This window comes from Klebsiella sp. 141198, assembly GCF_050600785.1.
GTDB classification, from domain to species: Bacteria; Pseudomonadota; Gammaproteobacteria; order Enterobacterales; family Enterobacteriaceae; genus Klebsiella; species Klebsiella aerogenes.
This window is the reverse complement of sequence record NZ_JAQIRM010000003.1, coordinates 715,943-732,249: the sequence shown is the minus strand read 5'-3', so window position 1 is coordinate 732,249 and position 16,307 is coordinate 715,943. Positions and strand designations below refer to the sequence as shown.

At 56.2% G+C, this 16,307-nt stretch carries 15 protein-coding genes and 5 tRNA genes; 1 reads left to right on the top strand and 19 read right to left on the bottom strand.

Annotated elements, in window-relative coordinates; translation table 11 throughout:
• The first annotated feature begins 69 nt into the window (after positions 1 to 69).
• A complete protein-coding gene (gene leuA, locus PGR10_RS13430; RefSeq protein ID WP_430923615.1) occupies positions 70 to 1,728 on the top strand; it encodes a 2-isopropylmalate synthase in 1,659 nt (552 codons plus the stop codon).
• On the opposite strand, the gene PGR10_RS13425 is transcribed toward leuA, so the two are convergent.
• The 19 genes from PGR10_RS13425 to PGR10_RS13335 all read right to left on the bottom strand — a co-directional run bounded on the left by PGR10_RS13425 (position 1,725) and on the right by PGR10_RS13335 (position 16,079).
• A complete protein-coding gene (locus PGR10_RS13425; RefSeq protein WP_430923614.1) occupies positions 1,725 to 2,492 on the bottom strand; it encodes an AraC family transcriptional regulator in 768 nt (255 codons plus the stop codon). The two genes, leuA and PGR10_RS13425, sit on opposite strands and share 4 nt — an antisense overlap.
• A 48-nt stretch (positions 2,493 to 2,540) precedes the next feature.
• A complete protein-coding gene (luxS, locus tag PGR10_RS13420; RefSeq protein WP_015370064.1) occupies positions 2,541 to 3,056 on the bottom strand; it encodes an S-ribosylhomocysteine lyase in 516 nt (171 codons plus the stop codon).
• 163 nt (positions 3,057 to 3,219) lie between these two features.
• The gene (gene gshA, locus PGR10_RS13415; RefSeq protein WP_045378193.1) at positions 3,220 to 4,776 is read right to left on the bottom strand and encodes a glutamate--cysteine ligase; all 1,557 of its coding nucleotides are present in this window, start codon (positions 4,774 to 4,776) and stop codon (positions 3,220 to 3,222) included.
• Between the two features lie 66 nt (positions 4,777 to 4,842).
• Positions 4,843 to 5,271: a YqaA family protein gene (locus PGR10_RS13410; protein ID WP_047044328.1), complete on the bottom strand. Its 429-nt coding sequence runs from the start codon at positions 5,269 to 5,271 to the stop codon at positions 4,843 to 4,845.
• Positions 5,268 to 5,834, bottom strand: a complete 567-nt coding sequence (gene yqaB / locus PGR10_RS13405; RefSeq protein WP_213317206.1) for a fructose-1-phosphate/6-phosphogluconate phosphatase — start codon at positions 5,832 to 5,834, stop codon at positions 5,268 to 5,270. Before yqaB ends, PGR10_RS13410 begins: the two co-directional genes overlap by 4 nt.
• Before the next feature lie 126 nt (positions 5,835 to 5,960).
• Positions 5,961 to 6,275 (bottom strand): BON domain-containing protein, encoded by a 315-nt coding sequence (locus PGR10_RS13400; RefSeq protein ID WP_015370060.1) that lies wholly within the window; start codon positions 6,273 to 6,275, stop codon positions 5,961 to 5,963.
• A 294-nt stretch (positions 6,276 to 6,569) separates the two neighbouring features.
• Positions 6,570 to 6,646, bottom strand: a tRNA-Arg gene (locus PGR10_RS13395).
• A gap of 189 nt (positions 6,647 to 6,835) precedes the next feature.
• Positions 6,836 to 6,912: transfer RNA gene (locus PGR10_RS13390), tRNA-Arg, on the bottom strand.
• A gap of 189 nt (positions 6,913 to 7,101) precedes the next feature.
• Positions 7,102 to 7,178 (bottom strand) — tRNA-Arg (locus PGR10_RS13385).
• Positions 7,179 to 7,328: 150 nt separating this feature from the next.
• A tRNA-Arg gene (locus PGR10_RS13380) sits at positions 7,329 to 7,405 on the bottom strand.
• Between the two features lie 4 nt (positions 7,406 to 7,409).
• Positions 7,410 to 7,502, bottom strand: a tRNA-Ser gene (locus PGR10_RS13375).
• 337 nt (positions 7,503 to 7,839) lie between these two features.
• Complete coding sequence (gene csrA / locus PGR10_RS13370) at positions 7,840 to 8,025, bottom strand: carbon storage regulator CsrA (RefSeq protein ID WP_000906486.1); 186 nt, start codon at positions 8,023 to 8,025, stop codon at positions 7,840 to 7,842.
• A 363-nt stretch (positions 8,026 to 8,388) separates the two neighbouring features.
• A complete protein-coding gene (alaS, locus tag PGR10_RS13365; protein ID WP_430923613.1) occupies positions 8,389 to 11,016 on the bottom strand; it encodes an alanine--tRNA ligase in 2,628 nt (875 codons plus the stop codon).
• Positions 11,017 to 11,267: 251 nt separating this feature from the next.
• A complete protein-coding gene (gene recX, locus PGR10_RS13360; RefSeq protein WP_015370056.1) occupies positions 11,268 to 11,768 on the bottom strand; it encodes a recombination regulator RecX in 501 nt (166 codons plus the stop codon).
• Positions 11,769 to 11,838: 70 nt separating this feature from the next.
• Positions 11,839 to 12,897, bottom strand: a complete 1,059-nt coding sequence (recA, locus tag PGR10_RS13355; protein WP_015370055.1) for a recombinase RecA — start codon at positions 12,895 to 12,897, stop codon at positions 11,839 to 11,841.
• 89 nt (positions 12,898 to 12,986) lie between these two features.
• The gene (gene pncC / locus PGR10_RS13350) at positions 12,987 to 13,484 is read right to left on the bottom strand and encodes a nicotinamide-nucleotide amidase (RefSeq protein WP_087859292.1); all 498 of its coding nucleotides are present in this window, start codon (positions 13,482 to 13,484) and stop codon (positions 12,987 to 12,989) included.
• A gap of 138 nt (positions 13,485 to 13,622) precedes the next feature.
• Entirely contained in the window at positions 13,623 to 14,501 is an 879-nt protein-coding gene (locus PGR10_RS13345) for a metal ABC transporter substrate-binding protein (protein WP_430923643.1), read from the bottom strand.
• Between the two features lie 7 nt (positions 14,502 to 14,508).
• Positions 14,509 to 15,372: a metal ABC transporter permease gene (locus PGR10_RS13340; RefSeq protein WP_015370052.1), complete on the bottom strand. Its 864-nt coding sequence runs from the start codon at positions 15,370 to 15,372 to the stop codon at positions 14,509 to 14,511.
• Positions 15,369 to 16,079 carry a metal ABC transporter ATP-binding protein gene (locus PGR10_RS13335; protein WP_430923612.1) on the bottom strand — a complete coding sequence of 237 codons (711 nt, stop codon included), beginning with the start codon at positions 16,077 to 16,079 and terminating at the stop codon, positions 15,369 to 15,371. Before PGR10_RS13335 ends, PGR10_RS13340 begins: the two co-directional genes overlap by 4 nt.
• Between the last annotated feature and the right edge of the window lie 228 nt (positions 16,080 to 16,307).

The window sequence follows — 16,307 nt, the reverse complement described above, 5'->3', positions numbered from 1 at the left end:
TGTCCATTTCGCTAAAGCCGCCGATGCGTTATGTCATGCAGGATAAAGCTCCGACTACAGGAGAACATCATGCTGACCAATCCTTGCGAAAAATACAGCCCTTATCCGCCTATCGCCCTGCCCGATCGCCAGTGGCCCGAGCGGCAAATCACTACCGCGCCGCGCTGGCTTTCCACCGATTTGCGCGACGGCAACCAGGCGCTGGCCGAACCGATGGATGCCGCACGCAAGCTGCAGTTCTGGGAGCTGTTGCTGGAGTGCGGTTTTAAAGAAATAGAGGTCGCCTTCCCCTCCGCCTCGCAAACCGACTTCAACTTTGTGCGCCAACTGATAGACGAGCAGCGAATCCCTGAAGATGTCACCATTCAGGTACTGACTCAGGCGCGGGAAGAACTCATAGCGCGAACCTTTGAAGCGCTGCGCGGCGCCAGACAGGCGACCGTCCATCTCTACAATGCCACCGCGCCGCTGTTTCGCGAGCTGGTTTTCGGCATGGAAAAGGCCGAAGTGATCGAGCTCGCCACCCGCGCCACCCGGCTTATTCGTCAGCATTGCGAGCAGCAGCCGGACACCCGTTGGCAATATGAATATTCACCGGAAACCTTCTGTTTTACCGAGCCGGAATTCGCCCTTGAAATCTGCGAAGCGGTGGCGGAAATCTGGCAGCCCTGCGGCGAACGGCCAATGATTATTAATCTTCCGGCAACGGTCGAAGTCAACACGCCGAACGTCTACGCCGATCGGATTGAATATTTTTGCCGCCACTTCTCGCGCCGCCAGGATGTGTGTATCAGCGTGCATCCGCATAACGATCGCGGTACCGGTGTCGCCAGCGCCGAACTGGCGGTGATGGCCGGCGCCGATCGCGTGGAAGGCTGTCTGTTCGGCAATGGCGAGCGCACCGGCAACGTCTGTCTGGTCACGCTGGCGATGAATCTCTATAGCCAGGGCGTGGATCCGCAGTTGCGCTTTACGCAGATGAATCGGGTAGTGGAGATCGTCGAGAACTGCAACCAGCTCCCGGTACATCCACGGCATCCCTGGGCAGGCAGTCTGGCCTACACCGCCTTTTCTGGTTCGCACCAGGATGCGATTAAAAAAGGGTTTGATGCCCGTAAGCCGGGAGATCGCTGGCAAATGCCGTATTTACCTATCGATCCACAGGATATCGGCTGCAGCTATGAAGCAGTGATCCGCGTTAACAGCCAGTCAGGTAAAAGCGGCAGCGCGTGGCTGATAGAACAGAACCACGGTCTTAAGCTGCCGCGGGCGTTGCAGCAGGACTTCAGCCAGTACGTTCAGCAAGAAACGGATAGCCATGGTAAAGAAATGACCCATAACGCATTATGGCAGCTGTTTCGCAACCGTTACGGCCTGCTGGCGCAGCCGACGCTGGCGTTACTCGACTATCAGAGCGACGGCCAGCAGGATGGCGAACTGACGTTACAGGCTGCGCTGCGGATGAATGGCGAAACCCGCCGCCTGAACGGACGTGGTAACGGTTTGTTATCCGCCGCCGCCAACGGCCTGAGCGCGCTGTTAAAACGTCATTTCGTTATCAAGGACTACCACGAGCATACCCTCGGAGCACGCAGCGACAGCCGCTCCGTTGCCTATATTCGCTGCGTCTTTGCCAATGGCGAAAGTCGATGGGGCGTAGGCATTGATAATGACGTTGCCCGCGCCTCGTTACAGGCGTTGTGTAATGCCGTTCACGCCAGGGATTAATCCAACGGGCGAAAATAGTCGCTGGGCGCGGTCCCCATGACCCGGCGGAACATGGCGCTAAAAGCGCTGTGGCTGCCGTAACCCAGATCCAGCGCCACCCTTAGCACCGACTGCCCCTGCGCCAGGCGAACCAGCGCCTCCATCAGCTTCGCCCGGCGCACCCATTCGCTCCAGGTCAGGCTGGTCTGCTGTTGAAAATGGCGGTTCAGCGTACGCTCGCTCATTCCGCCAGCTTGCGCCGCCTCGCGGCTGCTCCACGGCTCACCGGGCGCTTCGCGCACCCGCTGGCACAACCGACGCAGGCTATCGCTATGCGGTTCCGGCAAACCGAACGGTAATACCGACATTCCACGAATTTCATCCAGCATCAGCTCATAGATACGTTCGTCGCGAGTCCCGGGGAAATAGCGCTCTTCCAGCGCCAGCGACGCGACGATAAGCTCACGCAGCAGCGGTGAGATCTGCACGATCTGGCAGGTAGAGGGCAGATCGGCACGGGCCAGCGGATCGATAAATAGCGTCCGCGCGGCCACATTGCCGGTTATGCGCAACGCGTGCGGGGTATGTGCCGGTAGCCAGACGCCGCGCCCCGGCGGTACGACCCAGAACCCGACCGGCGTCTCCACCCGAACCACGCCGCTGAGAATATGCAACAATTGAGCGCAGTCGTGGCTATGCATCGGTTCGCTATCGCCGTGGGCATAATCATGGGCAAATGGCACCAGCGCGCGGTGCAGGAAGGAAAAGGAGAGCGTTGTCGACATGATAAGCGGAGAGCGGCCCGACGCGATGGCCGGGCCGACGCAGGCGCACTAGATGTGCAGTTCTTGCAATTTTTCTTTCGGCAGCGCCAGCTCATCGTTGCTGTTGATGCGAACATCACGCTCAATGATGTGGCGGGCGATATCCTGCGCTTCTTCCAGCGAGTGCATGGTGTAGGTTCCGCACTGGTAGACGTTCAGCTCAGGGATCTGATTCTGATCTTTGACTTTCAGCACGTCAGCCATCGCCGCTTTCCAGGCATCTGCCACGCGTTGCTCTTCCGGCGTGCCAATCAGGCTCATGTAGAAACCGGTACGGCAGCCCATCGGAGAGATGTCGATAATTTCCACGCCATTACCGTTCAGGTGATCGCGCATGAAACCAGCAAACAGGTGCTCCAGAGTATGAATGCCGCGCTCCGGCATCACTTCCTGGTTCGGTACGCAGAATCGCAGATCGAAAACGGTGATTTGATCGCCGTGCGGCGTGTTCATTTTCTTCGCGACGCGCACCGCAGGCGCTTCCATTCGGGTATGGTCGACTGTGAAACTATCTAACAACGGCATTCTTCACCTCCGATAGTGATTTTTTTTAAAATAAAATGAACTCTTCGTTCAACAGCGAGTCTGAGTATATGAAAGACGCGCATTTATTATCATCATCATCCCTGAATCAGAGATGAAAGTTTGGCCACAGTGATGTGGCCTTTTTCTTTTGTAGCGCTTTTTACTACGCGTGTCGTGCTAAAAGCGCCTCGAACGGCTCGCTATCTTCCGCTTCTACTTTCTTCTGCCGCGCGACCGACGCATCACGTTCGGCGATAAAATCATCTTCGCTTAGAATTTCCAGCGGTTCATCGCGCAGCATCGTACGATACTCATCAGCCAGCTTACGCCCGGTACCACCAATCCCTTCTTCAATCATAGAACGCAGAATGCGCGCTGAGAACGTTAATTCCGGATCGTCGAAGCAGGCCTGCAGCTCATCGCACACCTGTTGATACGCCTCGCCGCCGTGGATGCTGTCCAGCGTTTGCGCCACGCGACGTAAATCACGGAACAGATCTTTACCCACCTGCGCCAGCGGGAACTGCGCGCTTTCACAGCCAATCCCCAACGTCAGGCCCGGTTTACGGCCCTCAAGAATCACCCGGTTCCAGTTAGTGCGGGTACACAGAAGTTCGCTGCTGCTCATCTCCGGCGCATCGGCCAGCACGCACCAGACCATAAACAGATCGAGGAAGCGCACCTGCTGCTCATCCACGCCGATCGGCGAGAATGGGTTGATATCCAGCGAACGCACTTCGATATACTCAATGCCGCCGCGCAGCAGCGCATCGGATGGCGTTTCACCGCTGCGGGTCACCCGTTTCGGTCGAATCGGCGCGTACAGCTCGTTTTCAATCTGCAGAATGTTGCTGTTGATCTGCAGATGTTTACCGTCTTTCTCAAGCCCGATTTTAGCGTACTCTTCCGATGGCGTTTTAATCGCCCGCTTCAATCCTGCCACATACTCGTGCAGATCGTTAAACGTAATTCCGAGATTGCTTTGCGACTTATTGGTATAACCGAGGTCGCTAAGACGCAGAGAAGTGGCGTATGGCAGGTAATACATGCCGTTTCCGGCCTTCTCAAACGGCAGAGTCGTCGGTTTGCCTTGCAGGAACGAGGAGCAAATCGCCGGTGACGCGCCGAACAGGTACGGAATTACCCAACCGAAACGGTAGTAGTTACGAATCGAGCGGAAATAACCGGCCGAGATCGCCTCTTTGCCGCTTTCCGCGTCTTCCACGCCGCACTTGGCCTGCCAGAACGCCATCGGCAGCGAAAAGTTATAGTGCACGCCAGAAATGGTTTGCATCAGCGCGCCGTAGCGATTTTTCAGTCCTTCGCGATACAACGTCTTCAGCCGACCAACGTTAGAGGTACCGTACTGCGCCAGTTCAATTTCCTGGCCCGGCGCGATATAGCACGGCATGCTCAGCGGCCACATCCGCTCGTCGCCAAGCTGGCGGGCGGTGTAGCGATGCACATCGCGCAGGAAAGTCAGCATATGATCGACATCGCCATCCACTGGGGTAATAAACTCCAGCAGGGCTTCGGCAAAATCAGTGGTAATCCATTTATGGGTCAGCGCCGAACCTAAAGCTAAAGGATGGCCGGTAGTGGCCAATGTGCCGTCGGCGTTAACGCGCAGCGTTTCGCGCTCAAGCCCACGTTTAATGCCTTGCAGCGCCTGCGGATTTTTTTCCAGCCAGGCCAGCGCCTGTGATACATCCGGGATCAATTTGACCTCCCGCCTGTCGAAATCGTTTGAATTAGCATAATTGTAATGGTTGAACAATCAGTCCAATTAGTGCCACCACGTCATGCCCTGAAGGGTTGCCGCCGCAATGACGATATAACGCAACGCCTTACCAAGGCATAAAAAAAAGAGCACTGGTCCCCAGGAAATGCGCATCCATCCCGCCAGTAAACACAGCAAATCGCCTATAACAGGCGCCCAGCTCAATAATAATGTCACCGCGCCATAGCGTTTAAGCCAGCCGGTTGCCCTCTCCTGCCAGCGCGATTGCTTGCGCAGCGGGAACAGGCGCCCCAGAATAACGTTAGTTACCCCTCCAAGGCTATTGCCGATTGTTGCTATTAATACCAGCAGCCACGGTTGACTTGCCCCCGTAAGAAGCATAGCAACCAGCACCACTTCCGAGTTGCCGGGCAGTAAAGTGGCGCTTAAAAAGCTGCTGGCAAAGAGCGACAGGAGCGACAGCGCGTCGCTCACAACAGACGCACATCCACAGCATCCATACCCGCGCGCTTCGCCGCTTCGAGACCGAAGTCGGCATCTTCAAAGACTACGCAGGTTTCCGGCGCGACGCCCATGCGCTCCGCGCACAGCAGGAAGGTATCGGGCGCGGGTTTATGCTGCGTCACGTGATCGGCAGCCACCACCGCGGAGAAATAGTGACGCAGGCCAAGATGCGTCAGTAGCGCTTCGGCGACAGCGCTTTCGCTACCGGTGCCGACCGACATAGGCCGACGGCCATGCCACTCTTTTACCACGTCTATCAGCGGTAACGGGCGTACGCTATCCAATAGCATCGCTTTGACGGCGACGGTTTTTTCCTGCGCCAGACGATGCGGATCTAAATCAGCCTGATTCAGCTCAATGATCGCCTGGGCAATACGCCAGGTTGGAGAACCGTTGAGCGCGACCACGGCCTGCTCATCGAAACGCATACCGTAACGGCCCAATACTTCACGCCATGCCTTACGATGCGTCGGCTCGGTATCGAGGATGGTGCCATCCATATCGAAAATCAGTCCTGCGTAACGTTGGTACATCGTGTTCTCACAAACCGGATAAGGAAACGTTACTGTATCGCAAAAGGCGGGTTTTGTCGCGGGGGAGCCAGAGACAGCAAAGGCGCCTGCAGGCGCCTTAATCAACTCGGGATAGCGAAAACCGTATTATTTGATTCGCAGGTCGTTCTCAACCACGCGCACGCCCTGCACGCGACGGGTGACCTCTACCGCCCGTTTAGCGCTCTCAGCCGACGATACGAAACCGCTCAGCTGTACGCGGCCTTTAAAGGTCTGCACGCTAATTTCTGAGGATTTGATATCTTTTTCGTTAAACAGCGCGCTTTTTACCTTGGTAGTTACCACGGTATCGTCAATATAACCGCCGGTGCTTTCTTTGGTGGACGATCCGGCACAGCCTGCCAGAGATACGGCGACCAGAAGCGTTGCGCAAAAGGCAGGTATTGCTTTGAACCATTTCATTGATTTCTCTCCTTGCATTCATCACACCCGGTTCAGGTAGATCTACAGGGATAAATTATAGTGGAAAGAGCGACTTGCCAATAAGAAATGTGTTGATTATCGAGGAGATAAAATGCGTCGTACTGATGGGATGAAAATTGGAGAGTTTTATTGAAGATAAGATGGTGCATCCGGGAGGATTACTCGGCTGCGCCTCGCCCTACGGGCCGTTGCTAACGCAACGTTATCCTCCCTGGTACTCGCGATAATTTCGCATACCATGCAACATTGAGATTGCTGTTACTAAGGAGAATATGGTGCATCCGGGAGGATTCGAACCTCCGACCGCTCGGTTCGTAGCCGAGTACTCTATCCAGCTGAGCTACGGATGCATCGGAAAAGCTATTTAACTGCGAGGTTATTCTGTTGCAAATCTCGTGGCGAGAATATGGTGCATCCGGGAGGATTACTCGGCTGCGCCTCGCCCTTCGGGCCGCTGCTTACGCAACGTTATCCTCCCTGGTGCTGGCGATAATTTCGCAGACCATTAAACAACATCGTCGCTGTTGCTAAGGAGAATATGGTGCATCCGGGAGGATTCGAACCTCCGACCGCTCGGTTCGTAGCCGAGTACTCTATCCAGCTGAGCTACGGATGCATCGGAATAACTAGTTTACTACAGAATTCATCTGAATAATTCAGAATCAGGCAAGAATGGTGCATCCGGGAGGATGACTCGTCTACGCCTCGCACTACGGGCCGTTGCTTACGCAACGTTATCCTCCCTGGTGCTGGCGATAATTTCGCAGACCATGTAACAACGATATTGCTGTTACTAAGGAGAATATGGTGCATCCGGGAGGATTCGAACCTCCGACCGCTCGGTTCGTAGCCGAGTACTCTATCCAGCTGAGCTACGGATGCATCGGGAAACTTGCTTTACTACGCGTCAGTGTCACAACTAACACATGCCACACTGAGTATGATGGAGTAATCGGTAGAGTGACTCGATTACGCCTCGCACTGCGGGCCGCTGCTTTCACAGCGTTCTTCTTTCTGTTTACAGAGAGAAGATGGTGCATCCGGGAGGATTCGAACCTCCGACCGCTCGGTTCGTAGCCGAGTACTCTATCCAGCTGAGCTACGGATGCAAAATGGCGGTGAGGCGGGGATTCGAACCCCGGATGCAGCTTTTGACCGCATACTCCCTTAGCAGGGGAGCGCCTTCAGCCTCTCGGCCACCTCACCACACAACACGCCTCTTGCGAGTGCTTCGAAGAACTTGTTTCTGCTCTTCGTCGCTGCGATGGCGCACATATTACTTTCTGAGACTTATAAGTCAAACAATTTTTCGAGAGCTTTTTCCGTTTGCACACTTCACGCGCAATTAGCCTGCAAAAACGGCAAAAAGAGTATTTTATCAACAGGAAATAGCCCTTTACGGCCACTCAAAAGCGACAACGAAAAATGACGCACGGCGAATAAAAACAAAAGAGAGGATGTCGCGAGAGAAGAAAAAGGAGAAGAAAAGAGAAAAACGACCGCCGGAGGGATGCGCCTCACAATAAAGCGAGGCGCGGAAAGCTTAGTAACTGGACTGCTGGGATTTTTCAGCCTGGATACGCTGGTAGATTTCTTCACGATGTACAGAGACTTCTTTAGGGGCGTTGACACCAATACGTACCTGGTTACCCTTAACCCCTAAAACTGTCACAGTGACCTCATCTCCAATCATGAGGGTCTCACCAACTCGACGAGTCAGAATCAGCATTCTTTGCTCCTTGAAAGATTAAAAGAGTCGGGTCTCTCGCATCCCGGCATTATCCATCATATAACGCCAAAAAGTAAGCGATGACAAACACCTCGCGGTGTAAGCAGTCACGGCATCACATTCTGTTAAACCTAAGTTTAGCCGATCTACACAACTTCAACCCGACTTTATCGTTATCAGTACTTATGACGCAAGATGCCGCTCCCATCAGGTTACGGCACCTATACCCGTCATACTTCAAGTTGCATGTGTGTTGGCTTTCCTCACTCACCCCAGTCACTTACTTAAGTAAGCTCCTGGGGATTCGCTGCGTCGCCGCCTTCCTGCAACTCGAATTATTTAGGGTAAATGCGTTTATAGTTATTACAGTTTTGCGCTGACCCAGCCTTTCACACTGGCTAACGCAGCAGGGAGAGCAGACGCATCGGTACCGCCGGCTTGCGCCATATCCGGACGACCGCCCCCTTTACCGCCCACCTGCTGGGCGACCATACCAACCAGCTCCCCTGCTTTCACGCGGTCTGTCACATCCTTAGACACACCTGCAATCAGAGAAACCTTACCATCCGCTACCGTAGCTAATACAACGACCGTCGAACCGAGCTGGTTTTTCAGATCATCAACCATGGTACGCAGCATTTTCGGCTCAACGCCGGCCAGTTCACTGACCAGCAGCTTAACACCGTTAATTTCTTCCGCTTTACTGGAGAGATTAGCGCTCTCCTGCGCCGCAGCATGCTCTTTCAGTTGCTGCAGCTCTTTTTCCAACTGACGGGTACGCTCAAGCGTCGCGCGAACTTTATCGCCGATGCTGTGGCTATCGCCCTTCAGCAGCTGCGCGATATCGCTGAGCTGATCGCTCTGCGCATGCAGGCTGGCAATCGCCCCTTCGCCGGTCACCGCTTCAATACGGCGCACGCCTGCGGCGGTACCGGATTCAGAGGTAATACGGAACAGGCCGATATCACCGGTACGCGCTGCGTGAGTACCGCCGCACAGCTCGGTGGAGAAATCGCCCATCCGCAGTACGCGAACGCGATCGTCGTATTTCTCGCCAAACAGCGCCATAGCGCCGGATTCACGCGCGGCATCGATATCCATAATATTGGTTTCGATAGCCAGGTTACGGCGGATCTGGGCGTTCACCAGATCTTCCACCGCTCTAATTTCTTCCGGCTTCATCGCTTCAAAATGCGAGAAGTCAAAACGTAGCGCTTTATCGTTAACCAGAGAGCCTTTCTGCGCCACGTGGGTACCGAGAACCTGGCGCAGCGCCGCGTGCATCAGGTGCGTCGCGGAGTGGTTGAGACGAATACGCTGACGGCGAGCCTGATCGACATCGGCCTGCACCGCGTCACCCACTTTCAGGGAGCCGCTGGCGACTTTACCGATATGACCAATAGCCTGGCCGTACTTCTGCGTATCGCTGACCGTGAAGGAGAAGCCAGCGCCTTTCAGTTCGCCTTTATCGCCTACCTGACCGCCGGATTCCGCGTAGAACGGCGTCTGGTCAAGGACGACTACAGCATCCTGACCCGCGCTGACGCTATCAACCGCTTTGCCGTCGATGAACAGCGCAGTAACTTTGCCGTTCAGCTCCAGATGATCGTAGCCTTTAAATTCCGATGCGCCGTCAACGCGAATCATCGCGTTATAGTCAGCGCCGAAACCGCTGGACTCACGTGCGCGGCGGCGCTGCTCTTCCATCGCGGCTTCAAAGCCTGCTTCGTCAACCTTGATGTTGCGCTCGCGGCAGACATCCGCCGTCAGGTCAACCGGGAAGCCATAGGTGTCATACAGACGGAAGGCGGTTTCGCCGTCCAGCGTGTCGCCTTTAAGCTTCGACAGTTCCTCATCCAGCAGCGCCAGCCCGCGCTCCAGTGTGCGCGCAAACTGCTCTTCTTCGGTTTTCAGCACCTGCTCTACCAGAGCCTGCTGCTGTTTCAGTTCTTCACCGGCAGCGCCCATCACGTCGATAAGCGGAGCAACCAGTTTCCAGAAGAAGGTGTCCTTCGCGCCCAGCATGTTGCCGTGGCGAATCGCGCGGCGAATGATACGACGCAGCACGTAGCCGCGGTTTTCATTCGACGGGATCACGCCATCAGCAATCAGGAATGCGCAAGAACGAATGTGGTCGGCGATAACGCGCAGCGACTTGTTAGTGAGATCGGTCGCGCCGGTGACTTTCGCCACGCTCGCAATCAGGTTGCGGAACAGGTCGATGTCATAGTTGGAGTTAACGTGCTGCAGAACAGCGGCAATACGCTCCAGCCCCATACCGGTATCAACGGAAGGCTTCGGCAGCGGCTCCATGGTACCGTCAGCCTGACGGTTGAATTGCATGAAGACGATGTTCCAGATCTCAATGTAACGGTCGCCATCTTCTTCCGGGCTTCCCGGAGGGCCGCCCCAGATGTGATCGCCATGATCAAAGAAGATTTCGGTGCACGGGCCGCACGGACCGGTATCGCCCATCTGCCAGAAGTTATCAGAAGCAAACGGCGCGCCTTTGTTGTCGCCGATGCGGATAATACGCTCACGCGGAACGCCCACTTCATTGGCCCAGATGTCGAAAGCTTCGTCATCGGTCTCGTAAACGGTAACCCACAGTTTTTCTTTTGGCAGGGCGAACCAGTTCTCACCGGTCAGCAGTTCCCATGCGTATTTGATGGCATCCTGCTTGAAGTAATCGCCGAAGCTGAAGTTGCCCAGCATTTCGAAGAAGGTGTGGTGACGCGCGGTGTAACCGACGTTTTCCAGATCGTTGTGTTTACCGCCCGCACGCACGCAACGCTGCGCGGTGGTCGCGCGCGAATAATTACGTTTGTCGAGACCAAGGAAGACATCCTTGAACTGGTTCATCCCGGCGTTGGTAAACAGCAGGGTCGGATCGTTGTGCGGCACCAGGGAGCTGCTGGCAACTACCTGATGTCCCTTACTATGGAAAAAGTCGAGAAACGCCTGACGGATCTCAGCGGTGCTCTTGCTCATAATTATCCTGAAATCAAGCTACACTTCATCCTTCAAGTCGCCTCTGACCTGGCGGAACGTCCTCTCCCGGTAGTGAACTCACGTACGCCCCAGAAGCTGTTCTCTCTTGCCGCCGTGATGCAGCTTGAATGATTTTGTGTATAAGGAATAATCGCCCTGGACGCTGATTATGCAATCACAAGCAGCGGCCCGACGGAATAAAGTGGGAATAAGATAAGTTTTCTTTAGAGGGAAGTAAAATCCCCGATGGGTCAATCTGCAAAATTTCGCCAGATTTCCTGGATATCTTCCATCAGATAGCCGCGGTACAGCAAAAATCGCTGGATTTTAACTTTTTCAGTAAAGGCGGAAGGTAACGGTTCGCCGTATTTACGCTGCGCCTGCTCTTTGGCCAGCGCCGCCCAGTCGATTTCACACTCGCGCATCGCGCTTTCGATGTCGCTGCGGCCAATGCCCTTTTGATTCAACTCCTGGCGGATACGTGCCGGCCCATAGCCCTTGCGGCTCCGGCTGGCGATAAACTGGCGTACAAAACGCTGGTCATCAAGATAGCGGTTTTCCAGGCACCAGCCGACAACCTGTTCGAGCTCCTCCGGTGTGATGTCCAGCTTTTCAGGGCCGTTTTTACTCATTACCGGCGCCGCCAGCTTACGCCGCAGCTCCTGTTCGCTATGATCGCGCATCGCCAGAATACGAATTGCGCGATCCAAAAGACGCGCATAGCCGGAGCGGCGTGGTGAAGTCTCAGTCACAGGCACCTCGATAATCTAAGAAAAGCAAAAGGGCCGCATCAGCAGCCCTTTGTCACTCTTTTAGACGATATCAGAAATCTTGTTCGGTTTCTTCTGCGTCGTTGCCGTCAACCGCGAAGTCCGGCGTGGAGTCCTGGTTGTTGAGCAGCAGTTCGCGAACTTTCTTCTCAATTTCTTTCGCCGCCGCCGGGTTATCCTTCAGCCAGGAGATAGCGTTCGCTTTACCCTGGCCGATTTTGTCGCCGTTGTAGCTATACCAGGCGCCCGCTTTTTCAATCAGCTTCTCTTTCACGCCGAGGTCAACCAGCTCGCCGAAGAAGTTGATGCCTTCACCGTAGAGGATCTGGAATTCAGCCTGTTTGAACGGCGCGGCGATTTTGTTTTTCACCACTTTCACGCGGGTTTCGCTGCCGACAACGTTGTCGCCCTCTTTCACCGCGCCGATGCGGCGAATGTCCAGACGCACGGAGGCATAGAACTTCAGCGCGTTACCACCGGTGGTGGTTTCCGGGTTACCGAACATCACGCCGATTTTCATACGGATCTGGTTGATGAAGATCAGCAGCGTGTTGGACTGCTTCAGGTTACCAGCCAGTTTACGCATCGCCTGGCTCATCATACGCGCCGCGAGACCCATGTGAGAGTCGCCGATTTCGCCTTCGATTTCCGCCTTCGGCGTCAGCGCCGCCACGGAGTCGACGACGATAACGTCTACCGCGCCGGAACGCGCCAGCGCGTCACAGATTTCCAGCGCCTGCTCGCCGGTATCCGGCTGGGAGCACAGCAGGTTGTCGATATCAACGCCCAGCTTACGGGCATATACCGGATCCAGCGCGTGTTCGGCATCGATGAACGCACAGGTTTTGCCTTCACGCTGCGCTGCGGCGATAACCTGCAGCGTCAGGGTAGTTTTACCCGATGATTCCGGCCCGTAGATCTCAACGATACGGCCCATTGGCAGACCGCCTGCGCCGAGCGCGATATCCAGAGAAAGCGAACCGGTGGAGATGGTTTCCACGTCCATGGAACGGTCTTCACCCAGGCGCATGATGGAGCCTTTACCGAATTGCTTTTCGATCTGGCCCAGTGCTGCCGCCAACGCTTTCTGTTTGTTTTCGTCGATCGCCATTGTTACTCCTGTCATGCGAGGTGAAGCGCGTTCGCTTCGCCGTTAATATTTGTTCAGTTGAGGCAATTATACTGTATGGTCATACAGTATCAAGTATTTTGTAGAAATTGTTGCCAGAGCAGATTTAACGCATAGGCCGTCGCCTGACGACGCACCGCTTCGCGGTCTCCGGCAAAGCATTCGCGGCGGGTCACGCCCTGCCCGTTCGCACAGGCGACGCCGAACCACACGGTGCCGACGGGCTTCTCCGCGCTGCCGCCGTCCGGGCCGGCGACACCGCTGACCGATACCGCATAGGTGGCGCGCGCCGCGCGTAGCGCGCCAATTGCCATCTCGACAACCACCGGTTCGCTCACCGCGCCGTTATCCAGTAACGTCACTTCGCTCACGCCAATCATCTGCGATTTGGCTTCGTTGCTATAGGTCACGAAACCGCGCTCAAACCACGCTGAGCTACCGGCAATATCGGTCAGCGCTTTGGCTATCCAGCCGCCGGTGCAGGACTCCGCGGTGGTCACCGTCGCGCCCTGCGCTTTCAGCGCCAGCCCAACCTGTTCGCTTAGCTGCATTAATTCTGAATCGGTCATTTTTGCCCCGCTTAAGCCAGATAAAGAGGCCATCAAAGATAGCACTTTCGGCAGAGATATGGGGACGAGGTGGTGATTTTACGAGGGGGGATCCAAAAATGGGCCGTCCCGCTGCAACCGGGACGACCAGACAACCTGTTACTTCATACTATTGGCGATGAGCTCGACGTTATGGCGCAGCATTTTAACGTAGCTATCGGCTACGCCGCCCGGCTTAGACAGCGCTTCCGGATAGAGTTCGCCGCCCGGTTGCGCCCCCGTCGCGCCATCGATTTGCTGCACCAGACGCGGGTCCAGCTGGTTCTCCATAAACCAGGTATGTACGCCATCGGCTTTGATTTGCTTAATCAACGCCGCCACCTGCGCCGCGCTGGCTTCGCTCTCGGATGAGAGCCCCTGCGGCGCAAGGAACGTCACGTTGTAAGCGCGGCCAAAATAGCCGAAAGCATCATGGCTGGTCAGCACTTTACGCTTCGCCTGCGGGATGGCGCTAAACTGCGCCTTCGCCCAGCCGTCAATTGCCGTCAGCTGCTCGATATAACGCTTACCGCTGCTCTGGAGCGCCGCTTTATCCTGCGGGTCGGCTTTCACCAGGCCATCAAGGATATTCTGCGCGTACAACGCGCCATTAGCGGCGCTATTCCAGGCGTGCGGATCGGTCACCGTTTTACCGTCTTCATCAAGGGTATGCGTCTTAACCCCTTTTGAAGCCACCACTAATTCGCCCTTAAAACCGGACGCTTTCACCAGCCGATCCAGCCACCCTTCCAGGCCAAGCCCGTTGACCACCACCACGTCGGCTTTGCTGAGCAGCGCGCTATCCTTCGGTGAGGGTTCAAAGGTGTGCGGATCGCCATCCGGCCCTACCAGCGTATCGACATGAACATGCTCGCCTCCGACCTGCTGCACCATATCGCCCAACACCGAAAAACTGCTTACCACGTTCAGCGTTTTTGCCATCGCCCCCTGCGCCATCAGCCCCACGGCTAACGCCATCACCACTGCACTTCGTTTCATCATTTCCTTACCCCATCAATTTGCGCCAGCCAACGACCAGCCGGCTGCGCGTGCCAAAAAACACTGAAATAAAAAACAGTACGCTGGCGGTCAGCACGATGGCGGGACCGGCGGGTAAATTCACTGCCCACGAAAGGCTCAATCCCATCCAGGCGCAAAACGCGCCGATCGCCGCCGCCAGCAACAAAATGCCCGGCAGCGTTCGTGCCCAGCAGCGCGCCGCTACCGCGGGCAACATCATCAGCCCTACCGCCATTAGCGTGCCGAGCACCTGAAACCCCGCCACCAGGTTCAGTACCAATAGCGCGAGAAACAGGCCGTGCAGCAGCGCCGGTAGCCGCCGCGCGTTGACCTGTAGCCAGGCGCTATCGAATGCCTCGCTGACCAGCCCGCGATAAAACAGCGCAATGCACAGCAGCGTCAGGCTCGCCACGCCGGTGACAAAGAACGCCGCGTCGCTATCCACCGCCAGAATCGAACCGAACAGCAGGTGCAGCAGATCGACGCTGGAGCCGCGCAGCGAGACCAGCGTGACGCCAAGCGCCAGCGAGCCGAGGTAAAACCCGGCAAAACTGGCGTCCTCTTTCAGCGGCGTTCGCCGGCTGACCCAGCCTGCCACCAGCGCCACCGCGATCCCGGCGATAAATCCGCCAACGCTCATCGCCAGCAGCGACATGCCGTTAAGGAGATAACCCGCCGCCACCCCCGGCAGAATGGCGTGCGACAGCGCATCGCCCATCAGGCTCATCCGTCGCAGCAGCAATAGCACGCCTAACATGGTGGTGCTCAGCGACAGCGCGAAGCACACCACCAGCGCCCGGCGCATAAAGCCAAATTCAATAAAAGGTTGAAAAAAGGTATGCCAGATCATGCCTGCCTCGCGGTGTTGAAGGCAGGAAGCACACTTGACGTCTCGCCCCAGCGCGCGTGCTGGGGTTCAAGCAGCAGCGTCTCAGGAAAGAAATCGGCCACGCACTGGTTATCGTGCAGCACCGCCAGTATCGTTTGCCCCTCGCGATGCATATCGACGATAAGCGCCATCAGCTCGCGGCTGGTGGCCTCATCGACGCCGGTAAACGGCTCGTCCAACATCACCAGCGGCGCCTGTTGCACCATCACCCTGGCAAAGAGCATGCGCTGGAACTGGCCGCCCGAGAGTTCTTCAATCGGCGTATTGGCCAGCGCGCTGAGCCCCACCCGCTCGAGCGCCGCCTTGATGCGCTGACGCTCGCCGCCGCCCAGACCGCGCAGCAGCGAGACTCGCGGCCATGCCCCCTGGCTGACGACATCGCGCACCAGCAGCGGAAACTGTGATTCCAGGGCATGGCGCTGCGCCAGCCAGCCGATCACTGGCCGCCCTTTGCGCCAGTTCAGCCGGCCGCTAACCGGTGGAATAAATCCAGCCAGCGTTTTCAGCAGCGTCGATTTACCACAGCCATTAAGCCCGACAATCGCCGTCAGGCTTCCCGCCGCAATCACGCCGCTTAGCGCCGGAGTGATTGCCATGCCTTCATACCCGGCAACCAGGTGATCCAGCTCAATCATGGCAGCGCCACCGCCCACCATGTGGCCAGCCATAGCGCCGCCAGCAGTCCGCAGGCGATTGCCACGCGCGCCGCGCCGGATGCCATAAAAACCGATGTGAACATATTCCCGCCCCAATAAAATGTTATAACATAACAATATGGGATTCAGAAAAGAATGTAAATCTGCGTCAGCGAGAGGAAATGTAACAAAGGTCAACAAAAGGCATGCAGAAGGGAAAAAACGGATGGATAAGCGCGGCGTCCCGGGGCTACCAAACGG